General features: G+C 59.3%; 21 protein-coding genes. 18 read left to right on the forward strand and 3 right to left on the reverse strand.

The genetic code is table 11. The features are described from left to right. From LOY36_RS22780 to LOY36_RS22795, 4 genes are all read left to right on the forward strand, one after another. Nucleotides 1-2,703, forward strand: a complete 2,703-nt coding sequence (locus LOY36_RS22780; protein WP_258671056.1) for a [protein-PII] uridylyltransferase — start codon at nucleotides 1-3, stop codon at nucleotides 2,701-2,703. A 225-nt stretch (nucleotides 2,704-2,928) separates the two neighbouring features. Further along, nucleotides 2,929-4,128: a succinyldiaminopimelate transaminase gene (gene dapC / locus LOY36_RS22785; RefSeq protein ID WP_258671057.1), complete on the forward strand. Its 1,200-nt coding sequence runs from the start codon at nucleotides 2,929-2,931 to the stop codon at nucleotides 4,126-4,128. 166 nt (nucleotides 4,129-4,294) lie between these two features. Beyond that, a complete protein-coding gene (locus tag LOY36_RS22790; protein ID WP_258671058.1) occupies nucleotides 4,295-5,017 on the forward strand; it encodes a peptidase M12 in 723 nt (240 codons plus the stop codon). A 98-nt stretch (nucleotides 5,018-5,115) separates the two neighbouring features. Then, entirely contained in the window at nucleotides 5,116-5,880 is a 765-nt protein-coding gene (locus tag LOY36_RS22795) for a hypothetical protein (protein ID WP_258671059.1), read from the forward strand. A gap of 35 nt (nucleotides 5,881-5,915) precedes the next feature. On the opposite strand, the gene LOY36_RS22800 is transcribed toward LOY36_RS22795, so the two are convergent. After that, nucleotides 5,916-6,086, reverse strand: coding sequence for a hypothetical protein (locus LOY36_RS22800; protein ID WP_019647801.1), 171 nt, complete (start codon nucleotides 6,084-6,086; stop codon nucleotides 5,916-5,918). 184 nt (nucleotides 6,087-6,270) lie between these two features. Here LOY36_RS22800 and LOY36_RS22805 point away from each other — a divergent pair, with 184 nt between their 5' ends. The 4 genes from LOY36_RS22805 (at nucleotide 6,271) to LOY36_RS22820 (ending at nucleotide 9,399) form a co-directional block, all read left to right on the forward strand. Continuing rightward, nucleotides 6,271-6,633 (forward strand): ArsC family reductase, encoded by a 363-nt coding sequence (locus LOY36_RS22805; RefSeq protein WP_258671060.1) that lies wholly within the window; start codon nucleotides 6,271-6,273, stop codon nucleotides 6,631-6,633. A 33-nt stretch (nucleotides 6,634-6,666) separates the two neighbouring features. Beyond that, a complete protein-coding gene (gene dapD / locus LOY36_RS22810) occupies nucleotides 6,667-7,701 on the forward strand; it encodes a 2,3,4,5-tetrahydropyridine-2,6-dicarboxylate N-succinyltransferase (protein ID WP_258671061.1) in 1,035 nt (344 codons plus the stop codon). Nucleotides 7,702-7,792: 91 nt separating this feature from the next. Continuing rightward, nucleotides 7,793-8,998, forward strand: coding sequence for an aminotransferase class V-fold PLP-dependent enzyme (locus LOY36_RS22815; RefSeq protein ID WP_258671062.1), 1,206 nt, complete (start codon nucleotides 7,793-7,795; stop codon nucleotides 8,996-8,998). Continuing rightward, nucleotides 8,995-9,399 carry a SufE family protein gene (locus LOY36_RS22820; RefSeq protein WP_258671063.1) on the forward strand — a complete coding sequence of 135 codons (405 nt, stop codon included), beginning with the start codon at nucleotides 8,995-8,997 and terminating at the stop codon, nucleotides 9,397-9,399. The genes LOY36_RS22815 and LOY36_RS22820 overlap by 4 nt, the downstream gene beginning before the upstream one ends. Before the next feature lie 41 nt (nucleotides 9,400-9,440). Here LOY36_RS22820 and tcdA read toward each other — a convergent pair whose 3' ends face one another. Further along, on the reverse strand, nucleotides 9,441-10,253 hold the full coding sequence (gene tcdA / locus LOY36_RS22825; protein ID WP_371929203.1) for a tRNA cyclic N6-threonylcarbamoyladenosine(37) synthase TcdA: 813 nt from the start codon (nucleotides 10,251-10,253) through the stop codon (nucleotides 9,441-9,443). 287 nt (nucleotides 10,254-10,540) lie between these two features. Here tcdA and LOY36_RS22830 point away from each other — a divergent pair, with 287 nt between their 5' ends. The 4 genes from LOY36_RS22830 (at nucleotide 10,541) to LOY36_RS22845 (ending at nucleotide 15,705) form a co-directional block, all read left to right on the forward strand. Continuing rightward, nucleotides 10,541-13,129, forward strand: coding sequence for a glycosyltransferase (locus LOY36_RS22830; protein ID WP_258671064.1), 2,589 nt, complete (start codon nucleotides 10,541-10,543; stop codon nucleotides 13,127-13,129). Between the two features lie 142 nt (nucleotides 13,130-13,271). Further along, on the forward strand, nucleotides 13,272-14,423 hold the full coding sequence (gene dapE / locus LOY36_RS22835; RefSeq protein ID WP_019647796.1) for a succinyl-diaminopimelate desuccinylase: 1,152 nt from the start codon (nucleotides 13,272-13,274) through the stop codon (nucleotides 14,421-14,423). Next, a complete protein-coding gene (locus LOY36_RS22840; protein WP_258671065.1) occupies nucleotides 14,423-15,235 on the forward strand; it encodes a putative RNA methyltransferase in 813 nt (270 codons plus the stop codon). Before dapE ends, LOY36_RS22840 begins: the two co-directional genes overlap by 1 nt. A 92-nt stretch (nucleotides 15,236-15,327) precedes the next feature. Next, the gene (locus LOY36_RS22845; protein WP_018927031.1) at nucleotides 15,328-15,705 is read left to right on the forward strand and encodes a hypothetical protein; all 378 of its coding nucleotides are present in this window, start codon (nucleotides 15,328-15,330) and stop codon (nucleotides 15,703-15,705) included. A gap of 80 nt (nucleotides 15,706-15,785) precedes the next feature. Here the strand turns inward: LOY36_RS22845 and LOY36_RS22850 are convergent, their stop codons facing one another. Continuing rightward, a complete protein-coding gene (locus tag LOY36_RS22850; RefSeq protein WP_007940478.1) occupies nucleotides 15,786-15,995 on the reverse strand; it encodes a cold shock domain-containing protein in 210 nt (69 codons plus the stop codon). A 236-nt stretch (nucleotides 15,996-16,231) separates the two neighbouring features. Between LOY36_RS22850 and plsB the strand changes: the two genes are divergently transcribed. The 6 genes from plsB to LOY36_RS22880 all read left to right on the forward strand — a co-directional run bounded on the left by plsB (nucleotide 16,232) and on the right by LOY36_RS22880 (nucleotide 21,927). Further along, nucleotides 16,232-18,730, forward strand: coding sequence for a glycerol-3-phosphate 1-O-acyltransferase PlsB (gene plsB / locus LOY36_RS22855; RefSeq protein WP_258671066.1), 2,499 nt, complete (start codon nucleotides 16,232-16,234; stop codon nucleotides 18,728-18,730). A 98-nt stretch (nucleotides 18,731-18,828) separates the two neighbouring features. Continuing rightward, the gene (locus tag LOY36_RS22860; RefSeq protein WP_258671067.1) at nucleotides 18,829-19,515 is read left to right on the forward strand and encodes a hypothetical protein; all 687 of its coding nucleotides are present in this window, start codon (nucleotides 18,829-18,831) and stop codon (nucleotides 19,513-19,515) included. 50 nt (nucleotides 19,516-19,565) lie between these two features. After that, nucleotides 19,566-19,964: a YbaY family lipoprotein gene (locus LOY36_RS22865; protein WP_019647791.1), complete on the forward strand. Its 399-nt coding sequence runs from the start codon at nucleotides 19,566-19,568 to the stop codon at nucleotides 19,962-19,964. A gap of 53 nt (nucleotides 19,965-20,017) precedes the next feature. Next, nucleotides 20,018-20,707, forward strand: a complete 690-nt coding sequence (locus LOY36_RS22870; RefSeq protein ID WP_007940472.1) for a DUF4197 domain-containing protein — start codon at nucleotides 20,018-20,020, stop codon at nucleotides 20,705-20,707. 189 nt (nucleotides 20,708-20,896) lie between these two features. Further along, nucleotides 20,897-21,289, forward strand: coding sequence for a protease inhibitor I42 family protein (locus tag LOY36_RS22875; protein ID WP_018927036.1), 393 nt, complete (start codon nucleotides 20,897-20,899; stop codon nucleotides 21,287-21,289). A 2-nt stretch (nucleotides 21,290-21,291) separates the two neighbouring features. Next, on the forward strand, nucleotides 21,292-21,927 hold the full coding sequence (locus LOY36_RS22880; protein WP_258671068.1) for a lysoplasmalogenase: 636 nt from the start codon (nucleotides 21,292-21,294) through the stop codon (nucleotides 21,925-21,927). Nucleotides 21,928-22,032: the final 105 nt, after the last annotated feature.

Below are 22,032 nucleotides of genomic sequence, written 5' to 3' on the forward strand. Positions count from 1 at the left end.
ATGCCGCAGGTGGATCCCGAACTCTTCGACCGCGGCCAGTTCCAGGCTGAACTGGCCCTGAAGGCAAGCCCTATCGCTGCTTTCAAGAAGGCGATCCGTCAGGCCCGCGAAGTGCTCGACGAGCGGTTTCGCGCCGGTCGGGAGATTCGCCGGTTGATCGAGGATCGTGCCTGGTTCGTCGATAACATCCTGCAAAAGGCCTGGGAGCAATTCAACTGGAACTTCGAAGCCGACATCGCGCTGGTCGCGGTCGGCGGCTACGGTCGTGGCGAGTTGCACCCCTACTCCGACATCGACCTGCTGATCCTGCTGGACGGCGCCGATCACGAAATTTTCCGCGATTCCATCGAGCGTTTTCTGACGTTGCTGTGGGACATAGGGCTGGAAGTCGGTCAGAGCGTTCGCTCGGTGGACGAATGCGCCGAGGAAGCCCGCGCCGACCTGACGGTGATCACCAACCTGATGGAAAGCCGCACCATTGCCGGCCCCGAGCGTCTGCGCCAGCGCATGCTGGACGTGACCAGCACCGCGCACATGTGGCCCAGCAAGGAGTTCTTCCTGGCCAAGCGCGCCGAGCAGAAAGCCCGTCACCACAAGTACAACGACACCGAGTACAACCTGGAACCCAACGTCAAGGGCTCGCCCGGTGGCCTGCGGGATATCCAGACGATTCTGTGGGTCGCCCGTCGTGAGTACGGCACCCTGAACCTGCGGGCCCTGGCCGGCGAAGGTTTCCTGGTGGAGAGCGAGAACGCCCTGCTGGCTTCGTCCCAGGAATTTCTGTGGAAAGTGCGTTACGCGCTGCACATGCTCGCCGGCCGCGCCGAAGACCGCCTGCTGTTCGATCACCAGCGCACGATTGCCGGGCTGCTGGGTTTCGTCGGCAACGACGCCAAGCACGCCATCGAAAACTTCATGCAGCAGTACTACCGGGTGGTCATGAGCATTGCCCAGCTCAGCGACTTGATCATCCAGCACTTCGAAGAAGTGATCCTGGCCCCCGAAGACGAAGCACCGCCCCAGCCGATCAACTCGCGATTCCAGCTGCACGATGGCTACATCGAGGCGCGCAACAACAATGTGTTCCGCCGCACACCATTCGCCATGCTCGAAATCTTCGTGCTGATGGCCCAGCAGCCGGAAATCAAAGGCGTACGCGCCGATACCATCCGCCTGCTGCGCGAGAACCGTCATTTGATCGACGACGACTTCCGCAACGATATTCGCAATACCAGCCTGTTCATCGAATTGTTCAAGTGCAAGATCGGCGTCCACCGCAACCTGCGGCGGATGAACCGTTACGGGATTCTTGGGCGTTATCTGCCGGAGTTCGGCTTTATTGTCGGACAGATGCAGCACGACCTGTTTCACATCTATACGGTCGATGCGCACACCCTGAACCTGATCAAGCACCTGCGTAAGTTGCAGTACACCCAGGTGTCGGAAAAATTTCCGCTGGCCAGCAAGCTCATGGCCAAACTGCCCAAGCCGGAGTTGATTTACCTGGCCGGCCTGTACCACGACATCGGCAAGGGCCGGCATGGCGACCACTCGGAAATCGGCGCAGTGGATGCCGAAGCCTTTTGCCAGCGCCATCAGTTGCCGATCTGGGACAGCCGCCTGATCGTCTGGCTGGTGCAAAACCATCTCGTAATGTCGACCACCGCCCAGCGCAAGGACTTGTCCGACCCGCATGTGATCCACGATTTCGCGCAGATTGTCGGCGATGAAACCCGCCTCGATTATCTGTATGTGCTGACCGTTGCCGACATCAACGCGACCAACCCGACGCTGTGGAACTCCTGGCGCGCGAGCCTGTTACGCCAACTCTACACCGAGACCAAGCGCGCCTTGCGTCGCGGCCTGGAAAACCCGGTGGATCGCGAAGAGCAGATCCGCCAGACCCAAAGCGCAGCGCTGGACATTCTGGTGCGCGGCGGCACCGACCCGGACGACGTCGAGCAGTTGTGGGCGCAACTGGGCGATGACTACTTCTTGCGTCACACAGCCGGCGACGTGGCCTGGCACACTGATGCAATCTTGCAGCAGCCGGCCGACGGCGGCCCGCTGGTGCTAATCAAGGAAACCACCCAGCGCGAGTTCGAGGGCGGTACGCAGATCTTCATTTATGCGCCGGACCAGCACGACTTCTTCGCCGTGACCGTGGCGGCGATGGACCAGCTCAACCTGAACATTCACGACGCCCGGGTCATCACCTCCAGCAGCCAATTCACCCTCGACACCTATATCGTGCTCGACACCGATGGCGACTCGATCGGCGACAACCCGGCGCGGGTCAAGCAGATCCGCGAAGGCCTGACCGAAGCTCTGCGCAACCCGGACAACTACCCAACGATTATCCAGCGTCGGGTGCCGCGTCAGCTCAAGCACTTTGCCTTTGCGCCACAGGTGACGATCCACAACGATGCCCAGCGTCCGGTGACCGTGCTGGAACTCAGCGCACCCGACCGTCCTGGGTTGCTGGCGCGGATCGGTACAATTTTCCTCGAGTTCGACCTGTCGCTGCAGAACGCCAAGATCGCCACCTTGGGCGAGCGTGTGGAAGACGTGTTCTTCATCACCGACGCCAACAATCAGCCGCTATCCGACCCGTTGCTGTGCAGCCGTTTGCAGGATGCAATCGTCGAACAGCTGAGCGTCAACCAGGAACCCGATATCAAACATTCGCGCATCAGCATCTGAATTAACCAATTTCCCCCTGTGGGAGCGCCTGTGGCGAGGGGGCTTGTTGTGGCGAGGGGGCTTGCCCCCGCTGGGCTGCGAAGCGGCCCCAAAACCTACACCGCGATGTATCAGATACACCGCATGCAAAGGTTTACGACTGCTGCGCAGCCGAACGGGGGCAAGCCCCCTCGCCACAACAAGCCCCTACACCACATTAGTCCTCCCACATTGAACGAGGCCCCCATGAACAACGCTCTGAACCAGTTGCAGCCCTACCCGTTCGAAAAGCTCCGCGCCCTGCTCGGCAGCGTCACGCCAAACCCGGACAAACGCGCCATCGCGTTGTCCATCGGCGAACCGAAGCACCGCTCGCCAAGCTTTGTCGCCGAAGCCCTGGCAAGCAATCTGGATCAGATGGCCGTGTACCCCACCACCCTCGGCATCCCGGCCCTGCGTGAAGCGATTGCCGCATGGTGCGAACGCCGTTTCAGCGTTCCGAATGGCTGGCTCGACCCGGCGCGCAACGTGCTGCCGGTCAACGGCACCCGCGAAGCGTTGTTCGCATTCACCCAGACCGTGGTCAACCGTGGTGAAGACGCGCTGGTGGTCAGCCCGAACCCGTTCTATCAGATCTATGAAGGTGCGGCGTTCCTGGCAGGAGCCAAGCCACATTACCTGCCATGCCTGGACGAAAACGGCTTCAACCCGGATTTCGACGCTGTTTCGCCAGACATCTGGAAGCGTTGCCAGATCCTGTTCCTGTGCTCGCCGGGTAACCCCACCGGCGCGCTGATCCCGGTTGAAACCCTGAAAAAACTGATCGCCCTGGCCGACGAATACGACTTCGTGATCGCCGCTGACGAGTGCTACAGCGAACTGTACTTCGACGAACAAACCCCGCCACCGGGCCTGCTGAGTGCCTGCGTCGAGCTGGGCCGCAAGGACTTCAAACGCTGCGTGGTGTTCCACAGCCTGTCCAAACGCTCCAACTTGCCGGGCCTGCGCTCAGGCTTTGTGGCCGGCGATGCGGACATCCTCAAGGGCTTCCTGCTGTATCGCACTTACCACGGCTGTGCGATGCCGGTTCAAACGCAACTGGCCAGCGTTGCCGCGTGGAACGACGAAGTGCATGTGCGGGCCAACCGTGCGCTGTACCGTGAGAAGTACGATGCGGTATTGGAAATCCTCAGCCCGGTGATGGATGTGCAGCGCCCGGATGGCGGTTTCTATCTGTGGCCAAGCGTTGAAGGCGACGACGCGGCGTTCTGCCGGGATCTGTTCGAGCAAGAGCATGTGACCGTCGTGCCGGGTTCTTACCTGTCCCGAGAGGTGGATGGCGTCAACCCGGGTGCCGGGCGTGTGCGGATGGCGCTGGTCGCACCACTGGCGGAGTGCGTTGAGGCGGCTGAACGGATTCGCGCCTTCATTACCCGCCACAAGTAACTAAGCAATGTCGCCCCTCTTGCAACAAGAGGGGCGACATTCAAACGAAAACAACAAGCAACAACTCCGCAACAAACACCCCTTCATTAAAAACCCGCCATTGCTTACTATTCGTTCGTCTTCTAAAAGGCACTAACTCATTTAAACCGGAACAAGGAAGTTCCCCATGACGGGCACGCACTACTGCGCAACACTTAAACCTGCAAGTAAAGAAGCATCGTATCTTGCCGCGATAACTGAAAACCCAGACAACGCGCCCAAGAAAAATCCTGACGAGTTCCAGCTACTCGTGGTGGCCGACCATACAAGGCTGTGGAAACAACATCGATGGCTGACCATCAAGTTCATGGATAACCCTCCAGAAGCCTTACAGGACGCTATCGAAAAAGTTATCTGGGAACTGGATCCACACGTCAACCTCCTCTTCGGTTTGTACAAAGGGGACAATGCCGATATCAGGATTTCAACGAATACAACTCATAATGCCTCTGCCGTAGGTACAGATGCACTCCTTGTCGAAGCGGACCAACCGACGATGTACCTCGGAGTAAAACAAGGGGACTCGGCTTTCAGGCAGACGATCCTCCATGAATTCTGTCATGCGCTGGGCCTGGAGCACGAACATCAGCATCCCAAGGCAAATATTCCGTGGAATGAAGCAAAAGTTTATGAATTGGGCAGATCGATGGGGTGGAGCAAAGACAAGACTTATGCAAACTTCTTTGAAACACTGCAGGATGGAAATCTGACCATCACAGAGTATGACCAGACCTCCATCATGCATTATCCGGTCGACAAAGAGCTGACTGACGGCGTTTTTGAAGTGGGCATCAATTCGGAACTCAGCACTACGGATATCTTCGCCATCCAAAGCCTTTACCCTAAATAAAACCCTCACTGACGCTTCTGGCATCCAGCACAGCACAAACTGACTAAGACACCCACAACTTACTGCAACCTTTAATTCAAAAAACAGGGAAATTTATAATGAACAACGGACTGTTTTGCCTCAACGAAAAGCCAACGGACATTAATGCTTCCTACCAAGCCGCCATTGCAGAAAACCCTGCCAATCGCCATGACTCTCATTCCGGCCGGCAAAAAAGAGCGGTGGCCCGACACACTAAATTCTGGGCGCCAGGCCGCACATTGCGCATTGCGTTTTTGAACGGCAATCAAGCGTTCAAAGATGCAGTCAAGAAAGCCGCGGACAACTGGTTGCCCCATGTCAATCTGAAGTTCGATTTTGTAGAAGGGACAGAAGGTGATATCCGCATCCGTAGCGAGCCTGGGGTTTACTGGTCCTACATCGGCACCAACGCTTTACTGGAAACAGAAGGCCCGACGATGTTGCTCTCACCGGATCTGCGCATGCCCGGTTTTTTTGCTGCCAATGTGATGCACGAGTTTGGCCACGCTCTGGGTGCCGAACACGAACACCTGCACCCTGAAATGAACATCCCTTGGAACAAACAAGCTGTCTACGAGCTTCATGGCACTAGCGAAGACGATGATGAGGACAGTTACATACGACGCGAAGTCGATCAACGCTACTTCAATCTACTCGACGCGAGCGAGGTCAATTACTCGCCCTATGATCCGCAGTCAATCATGCACTATGCCATCCACCAGGAATGGACTCACGGCGACTTCAAAATCCACCTCAACTTGGTCCTCAGCGAAAAAGACAAAGCGTTCATGTCCAAGGCTTACCCATATCCCACCGCAGAAAACGAGCAAGCATCTCATTGACGAGCCGCGCTAATTTGACCTGATCCAAGCCTCACTCAAATCCGCGCCCTCAACACTTCGCGCAACACGTCATCACCCATCTGGTGATGATGGCTCAGGCTATACAACTCAAGGCGCTGCGCCCGCAGCGCCTTCAATCGCAGACGCCGCTCCAACAAATCCATCTCAAAGGCCCATGCCTGGGCTTCGGCCGAATCGTTGAACACCTGGCATAAAGCACGGCTCCCAAGCAACCGACAGCATTGAAGTGCCATATTAGCCGCTTAGACTGCCGGCTGACCGTCGCACCAATGTCGCACCTCCGCTCACACAGGGTTTTGGGTTTTAACTGAAGGGTCATGGCATAATCCGTCACCTTTTATTTTCAGCACCTGCAAAGGGGGCAATTCCTTGACCGTTTCAAGCAAAACGTTGCACCTTTTCGGCATCAAAGCCTGCGACACCATGAAAAAAGCGCGCAACTGGCTCGATGAACACGCTGTCGGCTATGACTTCCATGATTACAAAGCGGTCGGAATCGACCGTGAACACCTGACCCAATGGTGCGAGGAGCACGGCTGGCAAGTGGTGTTGAACCGTGCAGGCACGACCTTTCGCAAGCTCGACGACGAACGCAAAGCCGATCTCGACCAGCCGAAAGCCATCGAACTGATGCTCGCACAACCCTCGATGATCAAGCGCCCGGTGCTCGATCTCGGTGACCGAACCCTGATTGGCTTCAAGCCAGATATCTACGCGGCCGCACTCAAGTAAGGCAGCCCGTTCCATTTTGTTAGAGGTATCAACATGTCCACTACCCTGTTCAGCCTGGCCTTTGGTGTCGGCACTCAAAACCGTCAAGGCGCATGGCTGGAAGTGTTTTACGCGCAGCCACTGCTCAACCCTTCGGCCGAACTGGTCGCGGCCATTGCCCCGATCCTGGGCTACACCGAAGGCAATCAGGCCATCGCCTTCAGCACCGCTCAGGCGTCGCAACTGGCTGAAGCGCTCAAAGGCGTCGACGCAGCTCAGGCTGCCTTGCTGACCCGTCTGGCCGAGAGCCACAAGCCGCTGGTTGCCACACTGCTGGCCGAAGACGCGCAACTGACCTCCACGCCTGAGGCCTACCTCAAGCTGCACCTGCTGTCCCACCGTCTGGTCAAGCCGCATGGCCTGAACCTGGCCGGGATCTTCCCGCTGCTGCCGAACGTGGCCTGGACCAGCCAGGGTGCGATCGACCTGTCCGAGCTGGCCGAGCATCAACTGGAAGCCCGCCTGCGTGGCGAGCTGCTGGAAGTGTTCTCGGTGGACAAGTTCCCGAAAATGACCGACTACGTGGTACCGGCCGGCGTGCGTATCGCTGACGCGGCACGTATTCGTCTTGGCGCTTATGTGGGCGAAGGCACCACCGTGATGCACGAAGGCTTCGTCAACTTCAACGCCGGCACCGAAGGCCCGGGCATGATCGAAGGCCGTGTGTCGGCTGGCGTGTTCGTCGGCAAGGGTTCGGACCTGGGCGGCGGTTGCTCGACCATGGGCACCCTGTCGGGCGGCGGCAACATCGTGATCAAGGTTGGCGAAGGCTGCCTGATCGGCGCCAACGCCGGTATCGGCATCCCGTTGGGCGATCGCAACACCGTTGAGTCGGGCCTGTACGTGACGGCCGGTACCAAGGTTGCGCTGCTGGACGAGCACAACAAACTGGTCAAAGTGGTTAAAGCCCGTGAACTGGCCGGTCAACCTGACCTGTTGTTCCGCCGCAATTCGGAAACCGGTGCCGTGGAGTGCAAAACCCACAAATCGGCTATCGAACTGAACGAAGCGCTGCACGCTCACAACTAAGCAGAGCGTCAAACGATCACCTGTGCAGGAGCGAGCTCCGCTCCTACACAGGTCAGGCGTACACCCGCCCATGTCACCAGGGCCGAACAACATGATGATTCCTTCTCCCTGGCGCGCCGATTTTCCGGCCATCGCCGCACTGCAACGGCAAGACCAGACTTATCTGGACAACGCCGCCACCACGCAAAAACCTCAAGCCCTGCTGGATGCCCTGGCGCATTACTACGCCAACGGCGCGGCCAACGTGCATCGGGCGCAACACTTGCCCGGCGCCCATGCCACCCAGGCGTTCGAGGACAGCCGCCGCAAAGTTGCGCAATGGCTCAATGCCGGCGATTGCGGGCAGATTATCTTTACCCACGGTGCGACTTCCGCGCTGAACCTCCTGGCCTATGGCCTGGAACACCTTTTCAATCCGGGTGATGAAATTGTCATCAGCGCTCTGGAGCATCACGCCAACCTGTTGCCGTGGCAGCAACTGGCTCACCGTCGCGACCTGAAGCTGGTGATCCTGCCGCTGAATGTCGACGGTTTGATCGACCTGGATGTCGCCGCGCAGTTGATCGGTCCGCGAACCCGTTTGCTGGCAGTCAGCCAGCTGTCCAACGTGCTGGGCGCCTGGCAACCGTTGCCCGCGCTGTTGGCGATGGCCAAGGCACACAACGCGCTGACCGTGATCGACGGCGCCCAAGGCGTGGTTCATGGTCGGCACGACGTGCAGGCACTGGGCTGCGACTTCTACGTGTTTTCCAGCCACAAACTCTACGGCCCCGATGGCCTGGGCGTGCTGTTCGGGCGCAACGAAGCGCTGCAACAGCTGCGCCCCTGGCAGTTCGGCGGCGAAATGGTGCTGGACGCCAACTACCACGATGCTCGCTTTCGGTCCGCACCGCTGGGGTTCGAGGCCGGTACGCCGCCGATCGCCAGTGTGATCGGCCTGGGCGCAACGCTGGACTACCTGACCGGGCTGGATCAGGACGCCGTGTCCGCCCACGAAGCGGCGCTGCATGACTATTTACTCAAAGGCCTGGAAGCGCGCAACGGCATTCGCCTGCTGGGCAAACCGCAACTGGCCCTGGCCAGTTTTGTCGTCGAGGGTGTGCATAACTCGGATCTGGCGCATTTGCTGACTGAACAAGGCATCGCCGTGCGCGCCGGTCATCATTGCGCCATGCCGTTGCTCAAAAGCTTTGAACTGGCCGGGGCGATTCGGGTGTCGTTGGCGCTGTACAACGACTCCGAAGACCTTGAGCGCTTTTTCGAAGCACTGGATCAGGCCCTGGAGTTGTTGCGATGACCTTGCCCGTCGATGCCGTTACAGCACTGGATACGTTTCAGCAGGCGGCGAGCTGGGAACAGCGGGCGCGGTTGCTGATGCAATGGGGCGACCGTCTGCCAGCGTTGAGCGATATGGATAAAGTCGACGCCAACCGCGTGCATGGCTGTGAAAGCCAGGTCTGGCTGGTCGGCACGTTGCAGGACGGACACTGGCAATTCAGCGCCAGCAGCGATGCGCGATTGATTCGCGGATTGGTGGCGTTGCTGCTGGCGCGGGTCAACGGGTTGTCTGCAGTTGAGTTGCAACAGGTGGATTTGGCGGATTGGTTCAGTCAGCTGGGGCTGGGTCGCCAGTTGTCCCAGTCCCGTAGCAATGGCTTGAATGCGGTGTTGCAGCGGATGCGTGAGCTAGCGCACTGATCGTTCCCACGCTCTGCGTGGGAACGATCGAACCACAACCATTAAACCTGAGGTTTGACCCGATCCGCCGGGCGTCGAACCCCAGCCACAATCTTATCCACAGCCTTGGTCGCCGCGACCATGCCAAACGTCGCCGTCACCATCATCACCGCGCCAAAGCCCCCGGCGCAGTCGAGCTTCACGCCGTCCCCGACAAAACTCTTCTGCAGGCAAATGCTGCCATCGGGTTTTGGATAGCGCAGTTGCTCGGTGGAAAACACGCACGGCACGCTGTAGTGACGGGTCACGGTACGGGAGAAGCCGTAGTCGCGGCGCAATGTAGAGCGCACTTTCGACGCCAGCGGATCGTTGAACGTGCGGTTCAGGTCGCAGACCTGGATCAGCGTCGGGTCGATCTGCCCTCCCGCGCCGCCGGTGGTGATGATCTGGATCTTGCGCCGCTTGCACCAGGCGATCAGCGCCGCCTTGGCGTTGACACTGTCGATGCAGTCGATCACGCAGTCGATGTTCGGCGTAATGTACTCGGCCATGGTTTCGCGGGTGACGAAATCCGCCACCGCATGCACCGTGCAGTCCGGGTTGATTCCGCGCAGGCGCTCGGCCATCACCTCGACCTTGGGCTTGCCGACGGTGCTGTCCAGCGCATGCAGCTGACGGTTGACGTTGCTGACGCAGACGTCGTCGAGGTCGAACAGCGATATCTCGCCAACGCCACACCGGGCAACCGCTTCCGCCGCCCAGGAACCGACACCACCGACGCCGACGATCGCCACATGGGCCGCGCGCAAGCGCTCCATGCCTTCAATGCCATACAAGCGGGCGATACCAGCAAACCGCGGATCTTCTGTACTCATGACCATTACCCCAAAAACCGGCGCGCATTATAGGGCTGTCGGCGGCCAAGAGCATCTTTGCACTATGAACGGCGGTGTCGACTGCTTTAATTGACAAAAAATTGATCGGAATTGGACTACAACGCTCTGGTCAAAGAACTTAAGTCGACCTGGATTGCCCAATGTCGGGCGTTTCCCTGTTCGCTGTACGGTCAGAGAACCTCCAGTGTAGGATGCGCGCCCCTGCCACCTGGCAGCCGGCCGCCAACCGTTCCTTCGTTCCACAGCCTTTGGAACCCGAAAAAGCTATGTCATCGCGTAAATTTGGACTCAACCTGGTAGTGGTTCTAGCAATCGCCGCCTTGTTCACCGGTTTCTGGGCGTTGGTCAATCGCCCGGTCACCGCCCCCAACTGGCCTGAACAGATCTCCGGCTTCTCGTACTCGCCATTTCAACAAGGCCAGTACCCGCAGAAAGACCAGTATCCGACCGACGATGAAATGCGTCGTGACCTGGAGATCATGAGCAAGCTGACGGACAACATCCGGACCTACTCGGTCGACGGCACGCTGGAGGACATTCCCAAACTGGCGGAAGAGTTCGGCCTGCGGGTGACCCTGGGGATCTGGATCAGCCCGGACCAGGAGCGCAACGAGCGCGAGATTCAGCGCGCCATCCAACTGGCCAACACCTCCCGCAGCGTGGTTCGCGTCGTGGTCGGTAACGAGGCGATCTTCCGCAAGGAAATCACTGCTGCCGAGCTGAGCGTGATCCTCGATCGTGTGCGCGCGGCCGTTAAGGTTCCGGTCACCACCTCCGAACAGTGGCACGTCTGGGAAGAAAACCCGAGCCTGGCCAAGCACGTCGACCTGATCGCCGCTCACGTTCTGCCCTACTGGGAGTTCATCCCTGTGGACAAGGCCGGTCAGTTCGTTCTTGACCGCGCCCGCGACCTGAAAAAGATGTTCCCGAAAAAGCCGTTGCTGCTCTCCGAAGTCGGCTGGCCGAGCAACGGCCGCATGCGTGGTGGCGCCGATGCGTCGCCGGCAGACCAGGCGATTTACTTGCGTACCTTGGTCAACAAACTCAACCGTCAGGGTTTCAACTACTTCGTGATCGAAGCGTTTGACCAACCGTGGAAGGCCAGCGACGAAGGTTCGGTGGGTGCGTATTGGGGTGTGTTCAACGCCGCGCGCCAGCAGAAATTCAACTTCGAAGGCCCGGTGGTGGCGATCCCGCAATGGCGCGTACTGGCTATCGGCTCGGTAGTGCTGGCATTGCTGTCCCTGACCCTGCTGATGATCGACGGCTCGGCTCTGCGTCAACGCGGCCGTACCTTCCTGACCTTTATCGCGTTCTTGTGCGGTTCGGTGCTGGTGTGGATCGGTTACGACTACAGCCAGCAATACAGCACCTGGTTCAGTCTGACGGTGGGCTTCCTGCTCGCCCTCGGTGCTCTCGGGGTGTTTATCGTGCTGCTGACCGAAGCCCACGAACTGGCCGAAGCAGTCTGGACCCACAAACGCCGGCGTGAATTCCTGCCCGTGGTGGGCGAATCAGACTACCGACCGAAGGTGTCGATTCACGTACCGTGCTACAACGAGCCGCCGGAGATGGTCAAACAGACCCTCAACGCCCTGGCCAACCTCGACTATCCGGACTTCGAAGTCCTGATCATCGACAACAACACCAAGGACCCGGCGGTCTGGGAACCGGTGCGCGATTATTGCGAAACCCTCGGCCCGCGCTTCAAGTTCTTCCACGTGTCGCCACTGGCCGGTTTCAAGGGCGGTGCGCTGAATTACCTGATTCCGCACACCGCCAAGGATGCCGAAGTGATCGCGGTGATCGACTCGGACTACTGCGTGCACCCGAACTGGCTCAAGCACATGGTGCCGCACTTCGCCGACCCGAAAATCGCCGTGGTGCAGTCGCCACAGGATTACCGCGACCAGAACGAAAGCACCTTCAAGAAGCTCTGCTACGCCGAATACAAAGGTTTCTTCCATATCGGCATGGTCACCCGCAACGACCGTGACGCGATCATCCAGCACGGCACCATGACCATGACCCGTCGCTCGGTGCTCGAGGAACTGGGCTGGGCCGACTGGTGTATCTGTGAAGACGCCGAGCTGGGTCTGCGTGTATTCGAAAAAGGTCTGTCGGCAGCGTATTACCACGACAGCTACGGCAAAGGCCTGATGCCCGATACCTTTATCGACTTCAAGAAACAGCGTTTCCGCTGGGCCTATGGCGCGATTCAGATCATCAAGCGTCACACCGCCAGCCTGCTGCGCGGCAAGGACACCGAGCTGACCCGTGGCCAGCGTTACCACTTCCTCGCGGGCTGGCTGCCGTGGGTGGCGGACGGCATGAACATCTTCTTCACCATCGGCGCATTGTTGTGGTCGGCGGCGATGATCATCGTGCCGCAACGGGTCGATCCGCCGCTGCTGATTTTCGCGATCCCGCCATTGGCGCTGTTCGTGTTCAAGGTAGGCAAGATCATCTTCCTGTACCGCCGCGCGGTCGGGGTCAACCTGAAAGACGCCTTCTGCGCCGCGTTGGCCGGGCTGGCGTTGTCGCACACCATCGCCAAAGCGGTGCTGTACGGTTTCTTCACCAGCAGCATTCCGTTCTTCCGCACACCGAAGAATGCCGATAACCACGGCTTCTGGGTGGCGATTTCGGAGGCTCGCGAAGAGCTGTTCATCATGCTGCTGTTGTGGGGCGCGGCGCTGGGGATCTTCCTGGTGCAGGGTATACCAAGCAACGACATGCGCTTCTGGGTGACCATGTTGCTGGTGCAGTCGCTGCCGTACCTGGCGGCGCTGATCATGGCGTTCCTGTCGTCGCTGCCCAAACCTTCGGTAGAAGCTGCGCCGGTACCGGCGTAATCCGTTATTAGATAACGTCAAACGGCGGCCTTCGGGCCGCCGTTTTGCTTTAGAATGATCGCCTTTTTCAATGCCAACAAACTCGGTAGGAGCTGCTTCGGCAGCCCCTACATGTTTACCGTGCGCACCTCGGAGTTCTTACATGACGGCCCACGCCGACCTTTCGCCGACCCTTCAACTCGCCATCGACCTGATCCGCCGTCCATCCGTGACGCCGATCGACGCCGATTGCCAGAAGCAGATGATGCAGCGCCTGGGCGATGCCGGTTTTATGCTGGAACCGATGCGCATCGAAGATGTGGATAACTTCTGGGCGACCCACGGCAAACACGACGGCCCGGTGCTGTGCTTCGCCGGTCACACCGACGTGGTGCCGACAGGTCCGGTGGCCGCCTGGCAGATCGATCCGTTCAACGCGGTGATCGACGAACACGGCATGCTCTGCGGCCGTGGCGCGGCGGACATGAAAGGCAGCCTTGCGTCCATGACCGTGGCGGCCGAGCGTTTCGTCGCCGACTATCCGGATCACAAGGGCAAGGTCGCGTTCCTGATCACCAGTGACGAAGAAGGCCCGGCCCATCACGGCACCAAGGCCGTAGTCGAGCGCCTTGCCGCCCGCAAGGAGCGTCTGGACTGGTGCATCGTCGGCGAGCCGTCGAGCACCACCCTGGTGGGTGACGTGGTCAAGAACGGCCGTCGCGGTTCCCTCGGCGCCAAATTGACCGTGCGCGGTGTGCAGGGCCACGTGGCGTATCCGCACTTGGCGAAGAACCCGATCCACCTCGCCGCCCCGGCCCTGGCCGAACTTGCCGCCGAGCACTGGGACCACGGCAACGATTTCTTCCCGCCTACCAGTTTCCAGATATCCAACGTCAATTCCGGCACGGGCGCGACCAACGTGATTCCGGGTGATCTGGTGGCGGTGTTCAACTTCCGCTTCTCCACCGAGTCCACCGTCGAAGGCCTGCAAAAGCGCGTCGCCGACATTCTCGACAAGCATGGCCTGGACTGGCACATCGACTGGGCGCTGTCCGGCCTGCCGTTCCTGACCGAGCCAGGCGCGCTGCTCGACGCGGTGTCGGCGAGCATCAAGGACATCACCGGTCGTGACACCAAAGCCTCCACCAGCGGCGGCACTTCAGATGGGCGCTTCATCGCGACCATGGGCACCCAAGTGGTCGAACTGGGCCCGGTCAACGCGACGATCCACCAGGTCAACGAGCGTGTACTGGCGGCCGACCTCGACGTGCTGACCGAAATCTACTACCAAACCCTGATCAAGTTGCTCGCCTGATGCTCGCCTGCCCGATCTGCAGCGAACCGCTGAACGCGGTGGACAACGGCGTGGCCTGCCCCGCCGGGCACCGTTTCGACCGTGCGCGCCAGGGCTACCTGAACCTGCTGCCGGTGCAACACAAGAACAGCCGTGACCCTGGGGATAACCAGGCGATGGTCGAAGCCCGTCGCGACTTTCTGAACGCCGGCCATTACGCGCCGGTGGCCAAGCGTCTGGCGGAACTGGCGGCCGGTTATGCACCCCAGCGCTGGCTGGACATCGGCTGTGGCGAGGGTTATTACACCGCGCAAATCGCCGAAGCCTTGCCCAACGCCGATGGCTATGCCCTGGACATTTCCCGGGAGGCCGTCAAACGCGCCTGCAAACGCAACCCTGCGCTGACCTGGTTGATCGCCAGCATGGCGCGGGTGCCATTGGCCTCGGGCAGCTGCCAGTTTCTGGCCAGCGTGTTCAGCCCGCTGGACTGGGAAGAAGCCAAACGTCTGCTCAGCCCCGGTGGCGGCTTGATGAAAGTCGGGCCGACCAGCGGCCATCTGATGGAACTGCGTGAGCGGCTGTACGATGAAGTGCGCGAGTACACCGACGACAAGCACCTGGCGTTGGTGCCGGAAGGCATGGCGTTGCAACACAGCGAAACCCTGGAGTTCAAACTGATGCTGGTCAATGGTCAGGATCGCGCGAATCTCTTGGCGATGACACCTCACGGCTGGCGCGCCAGTGCCGAACGCCGGGCAGCGGTCATCGAACAAGTGGAACCGTTCGAGGTCACCGTTTCGATGCGCTACGATTATTTCGTTCTGCAGCAGTAGTTAGAGAACAACTTTAATTTTTGGTCTTGAGCAACGGCCCAAGACCGGCTAAATCCGCGAATGGATTTTTCAGACCCGCAGCGAGGACATCCATGCGCCAACCGGACATCGAGATTTACCTGAAAGACGCCGACGTCGATCACAAAGCCATCGCGGCCTGGCTCGGCGCGGCTTTAGGCCCGTGCACCGACTGGGTTCAGAAAGGCCAGACCTACAAGTGCAAGGCTGGTAGCGTGCCAGTGACCTGGCTGCCCAAAGCCGTAGGAAAATGGAACAGCCTGTACCTGGAAAGCGACCAGACCCCATGGGAAGACGACATCGCTTGCGCCCGCGCCGCATTTGCCGCACTGAACGTCGAAGTGCGTTGCGCGCCGGGTAGCTGGGTCGAGGAAGAAGGTGAGGAAACGGCAGATCGCTGGATTCGCATCAGCGTCGATGGTGAAGAAGAGATCACCTGGAAAACCGCGTAAAACGAAAAAGATCGCAGCCTTCGGCGGCGCCCACAGGCGCGTAGGAGCTGCCGAAGGCTGCGATCTTTTGACCTTAAGCTTTACAGACCTACAACATCCTCAGCCTGCAAGCCCTTCTGCCCTTCCACCACCGCATATTCAACCTGCTGACCTTCAGTCAGCGAGCGATGCCCTTCGCCACGGATCGCGCGGTAGTGCACGAACACGTCCACCCCGTCCTGGCGCTGAATGAAGCCATAACCCTTGGCGTCGTTGAACCACTTCACGTTGCCGGTTTCGCGTGTTGCCATCTGTTCATACTCCTTTTTTATTATTGATCGGGCTTTTCGCAGGAAAGCCTCGGGAACATCGCTTGCACTGAGTAGGTGCCACTGTCTGGCCAGTGCGGGCTCGCCGAGTATATGACAGACGCAAAAACTCTCAACTGGAGTTTACTTCGCCGCTTTTTTGCCGATTTTCGATGAATCCGGCACACTATCGACCGCCCGAGCAAACGCTCGGTTTTATTCACTCACGCAGAAGCCGTATGACCCGTTCCCCGTTCCGCCGTCTTGTGTTTGGCACCCTGCGCCGACTGCTGTACCTCTGGGTTCGCTCGGAGACGATCAACCAGTCGTCGTTCACCCTTAACCTCGACCGCAGCCGGCCGGTGTTCTACGTCCTGCAAAATCCTTCGCTGACCGACCTTGCCGTGGTCGATACCGAATGCAGCAAGGCCGGCCTGCCCCGTCCGGTATTGCCTGTATCAGTGGGTGCGCTGGTGGAGCCCGCCGCGTTCTTTTACCTGACACCGGATCCCGACTGGCTTGGTCGTCAGGACAAACGCGGTGCGCCGCCAACCCTGACCCGTCTGGTCAGCGCCCTGAGCCAGAACGCCGCCGAAGACGCGCAGATCATTCCGGTCAGCGTGTTCTGGGGCCAGTCGCCAGACAGCGAAAACAGCCCATGGAAGCTGCTGTTCGCCGACAGCTGGGCGGTCACCGGGCGGTTGCGCCGGTTGCTGAGCATCATCGTACTGGGGCGCAAGACCCGCGTGCAGTTCTCCGCGCCGATCCACCTGCGCGAACTGATCGAACACAACAAGGGCCACGAACGCACTGTGCGCATGGCCCAGCGGATTCTGCGGGTGCACTTTCGCAACCTCAAAGCGGCGGTGATCGGCCCGGACATTTCCCACCGGCGCAACCTGGTCAAAGGCCTGCTCAACCAGCCGCTGGTCAAGCAAGCGATCCTCGACGAAGCCGAGCGCGAAAACATCTCCCCGGAAAAAGCCAAGGCCCAGGCCTTGCGCTACGGAAACGAAATCGCCTCCGACTACACCTACACCGCGATCCGCTTCATGGAAGTGGTGCTGAGCTGGTTCTGGAACAAGATCTACGACGGGATCAAGGTCAACAACATCGAAGGCGTGCAAAAGGTCGCCCCGGGTTACGAAGTGATCTACGTACCCTGCCACCGCAGCCACATCGACTACCTGTTGCTGTCCTATCTGCTGTTCCGCAACGGCCTGACCCCGCCGCACATCGCCGCCGGGATCAACCTCAACATGCCGGGGATCGGCGGCCTGCTACGCCGTGGCGGTGCGTTCTTCATGCGCCGCACCTTCAAGGGCAACCCGCTCTATACCTCGGTGTTCAACGAATACCTGCACACCCTGTTCACCAAAGGCTTCCCGGTCGAGTACTTCGTCGAAGGCGGCCGTTCGCGCACCGGGCGCATGCTGCAACCGAAAACCGGGATGCTCGCGATCACGCTGCGCAGCTTCCTGCGCTCGTCGCGCATGCCGATCGTGTTCGTGCCGGTGTACATCGGTTACGAGCGCGTGCTGGAAGGCCGCACCTACCTCGGCGAATTACGTGGCGCGAGCAAGAAGAAAGAATCGATCTTCGACATCTTCAAAGTCATCGGCGCGCTCAAACAGCGCTTCGGTCAGGTCGCGGTGAACTTCGGTGAGCCGATCAAACTGGCGGAGTTCCTCGACAGCGAACAGCCAGACTGGCGCCAACAGGCACACGGCCCGCAATTCAAACCGGCCTGGCTCAACGAAACCACCAACCGCCTCGGCGAGAAAGTCGCGCAGCATCTGAACGAAGCGGCGGCGATCAACCCGGTGAATCTGGTAGCCCTGGCGCTGCTGTCCACCAGCCGCCTGGCGCTGGACGATCGCGCCATGGCGCGGGTGCTCGATTTGTATCTGGCGCTGTTGCGCAAGGTCCCTTATTCGCCGCACACCACCCTGCCGGACGGTGACGGTCGCGCGCTGATCGAGCATGTGAAAGACATGGACCTGCTGTCCGAGCAGAACGATGCGCTGGGCAAGATTCTGTACCTGGACGAACAAAACGCCGTCCTGATGACCTACTACCGCAACAACGTGTTGCACATATTCGCGTTGCCGTCGCTGCTGGCGAGTTTCTTCCAGAGCGCGTCGCGCATGAGCCGCGAGCAAATCCTGCGCTACACACGCGCACTGTATCCGTACTTGCAATCGGAGCTGTTCATTCGCTGGACGCTGGACGAACTCGATGGCGTGATTGATCAGTGGCTCGAAGCCTTCGTCGAGCAAGGCCTGCTGCGTTTCGAGAAGGACGTGTACCTGCGTCCGGCGCCAAGTTCGCGACATTTCGTGTTGCTGACGCTGCTGTCGAAAAGCATCGCCCAGACCTTGCAGCGCTTCTACATGACCGTTTCCCTGCTGCTCAACAGCGGCCAGAACAGCATCAGCGCCGAAGAACTCGAAGACCTCTGCACGGTCATGGCCCAGCGCCTGTCGATCCTCCACGGCCTGAACGCCCCGGAGTTTTTCGACAAGAGCCTGTTCCGTCACTTTATCCAGACGATGCTCGATCTCGACGTGCTGCGCCGCGACGAAGCCGGCAAGCTGAGCTACCACGAACTGCTGGGTGAACTGGCCGAAGGCGCGGCCAAACGGGTATTGCCGGCGGAGATTCGTTTGTCGATCCGTCAGGTGGCGCTACATCGCAGTGAGGATGCGGCAGAAACGGCGGTCGTGCCTGACGCTTGAAACTTGCTGACAACTAACCGGAACGCGCAGATGTTTTCCGGTTAGTTGATTCGTGAATTAATAGACTCCCTTTAAATAATCGCGATAAGGATATCGAGATGAGTCTATTGAACGAAGAAACCCCAAACATCACTCTGACTTTCAGTTTGCCACCTGACTTTATTGCCCCCCTCGACGGCGACAGTGAAACAATTATCGACATCCAGGTCGCCAATGCCAATCAACCGATAAAAGTCAAAAACTGGCGATACCCTTCGATTACCGATGGCCAGTTCAGTTTTTCATTTGCGCACCACTACCTGGATATCAGCGTCAAGTACCGGATCAACATACAGATGTTCCATAACCAACAACCGTTGCTGCTGGAACAGGATTACTTCGTGATCGTCAATCACGCGCCCTATCACCAGACCCTGCACTTGAGTCCGATCGGGTATTTGTATGTTGAAGCACAAGAACCGAAGGCCGTAGCCGCAGAGCAAGCGGTGACCGTCAGCCTGCATGAAACCGGGAACCCTGAAGTTGAGCTGGTACGCGTCACTCACGATGAACAAACTGCAACTTCGTTTTATTTGAAATATGACCCAGACGATGTCGTCCCCGGCAAGCGCTACGCACTGAGCGGGATTGAAAACAGATATCACCAACGCATCTCGGTCTCTCCGGGCCCTATCGAGCTTTTACCGACACCACAACCAGCAAGTTCACGTCTATTGCTGACGTTCAATCAGTGGTTAGATACGCCCTTACGTTTGTTCACTGACACTATCGGCAAAATCCGCTAGATTTCCTTGAGCGCCGGCTTTCTTCCTATGCTCAAGTCCTGGAGGTTCCGATGAAAAAAATTGCTCTTCTTGCTGCTGCCACTTTGTTAAGCGCCTGCCAGTCAACGACACCGGCCACCAAAGTCAGCCTTGACGGCGAAATTTTCTACCTGCAACGCATCGCCCTGCCACCGAGCGCGACCCTGAGCATCACTCTGCAGGACGTGTCCCTGGCCGACGCGCCAGCGGTGGTGCTCGATGAACAGAAAGGTCCGGTCAAAGGCCAGGTGCCGTTGCCGTTTCATTTGAGCTACGATCCGGCCCAGGTCAAACCCGGTCATCGTTACTCAGTCAGCGCGCGGATTGAAGTGGACGGCAAATTAATGTTCATCACCACTGAACATCACGCCGTGCAACTGGACGGCAAAGATCCGCAGCCACTGAAAATCCGCGTCGATGCCGTCCGTTAACTGTCTTTTCTGAACTTTTTTTCTGAGCCTTTTTTCTGAATAAGGAAGCCGCCATGTTGCGCCCTACCCTTCGCTTCGCCGGCCTGTGCGCAGGCTTGATGATTTGCGCCAACGCCCTGGCACTGTCACTCAGTGACCTGTCGCAACAAGACGCCACCGGCGGCCTCAAGGACGCCCTGACCCAAGGCGCGCAGCTGGCCGTTAAACAGCTGGGCACACCCGGCGGCTTTAGCAACAACCCGGACGTGAAAATCGAACTGCCGGGAAAACTGGGTAAGGTCGCCAAGAAAATGAAACAGTTCGGCATGGGCGACCAGGTCGATCAACTGGAAACCAGCATGAACAAGGCGGCTGAAGCGGCGGTAACGCAGGCTCAGCCGATTCTGGTGGATGCGGTGAAGAAGATGACCGTGGAAGATGCCAAGGGGATTCTCAGCGGCGGCCAGGATTCGGCCACTCAGTACCTGAGCAAAACCAGCCGCGAACAGATCCGCACCAAGTTCTTGCCGATCGTCAAGCAAGCCACCGACCAGGTTGGTTTGGCTCAGCAATACAACGCGTTCGCCGGGCAAGCCGCGACGCTGGGTGTGCTGGATGCGAAAAATGCCAACATCGAAAGCTACGTTACCGAACAGGCGTTGAACGGATTGTTCGAGATGATTGGCAAACAGGAAGAAACCATTCGCAAGAACCCTGCGGCAGCGGCGACCAGTTTGGCGAAGAAAGTTTTCGGCACACTCTAAACCCGCCGGCAGCGGGCCTGTGGCGAGGGGGCAAGCCCCCTCGCCACAAACCCGCTCCCACATGGACTGCACTGACTGACGGGCATTACCCGCCTCCCGCCCCGATCACCCCTAATGGGCGACCGTCACAATTTGTCTCATCTTCAGTTATGCTCGCCGTTCGTCGTGAACGCCGGAGCCGCTGATCTTATGTCCCCCACTCGCCTGTTTGTCCCCCTCGCCCTTGCTCTGCTGAGTGCTTGCGCCTCGCAACCGAAACAGAACCTGACCGTGGAAAAACAAAGCGAATGCCCGGCGAAACTGCACAACGGGCAAACCCTGATCCTGACGCTGCCAAGCAACCCGACCACGGGCTACCGCTGGGCGATCCAGGATTCAGCCGGTGGTGTGTTGCGCGCGCTCAGCCCCGAGGTTTACAGCAACCCGGAAGACGCCGGGATCGTCGGCAGTGCCGGCGTCTCGACCTGGCGTTTCCAGGCCTTCGCCACCGGCACTGGTCGCCTGCGGCTGACTTACTCACAACCGTGGGCACCGGAAGTACCGGCGGTGCAAACCTTCGACTGCGCCATCGCGGTTAACTGATCGTGGGCTGGCTGATTCTGGCGCTGATGGGCGCGGTGACCTTTGTGTATGGCCTGAGCGTGCATGCCGCGCTGCTCTGCCTGCTGGTCAAACCGATGCCTGTGCTGGCCCTGCTCGGCTGGTTGCACGATGCACCGCCCAGCGCGTATCGGCGCTGGATCAGCCTGGGTTTGATTTTCTCCTTGGTCGGCGATGTGTTGCTGGCATGGCCGCAAGACTTGTTCGTGTTTGGACTTGGAGCATTTTTGCTCGCGCATCTGGCGTATCTGAAGGCTTATTTGAGCGATTGCCGGCGTCTGGCTGTGTTGCCGCTGATCCTCGCCTTCGGCGTGGGTGCCGTGCTGCTGGGGATTCTGATTTCCAATGGCTTGGGGCCGCTGCTGGTCCCGGTGATCGTCTACGGTCTGGCCATCAGCGCCATGCTCTGGCGCGCCCTGGCCCGACTCGGCACCGATGTGCCCAAACGCTCGGCGCTGCTGGCAGCGGCGGGCGCGGTGGCGTTTGTGTGTTCTGACAGCGTGATTGGCATTAACCGGTTTGTGATGCCATTTCATGCCGCGCCTTACGTAATCATTCTGAGTTACTGGCTGGGGCAATGGGGGATTGCGGCGTCGGCGTTCACCCAGAAACCGCGCTGAATCCTGTGGCGAGGGAGCTTGCTCCCGCTGGGCTGCGAAGCAGCCCCAACCCAGGCGACACCAACTTCCCAGACAAAACCCACTTACCGGATGACGACTGCTGCG

Source organism: Pseudomonas sp. B21-019, from assembly GCF_024749225.1.
Classification (GTDB): domain Bacteria; phylum Pseudomonadota; class Gammaproteobacteria; order Pseudomonadales; family Pseudomonadaceae; genus Aquipseudomonas.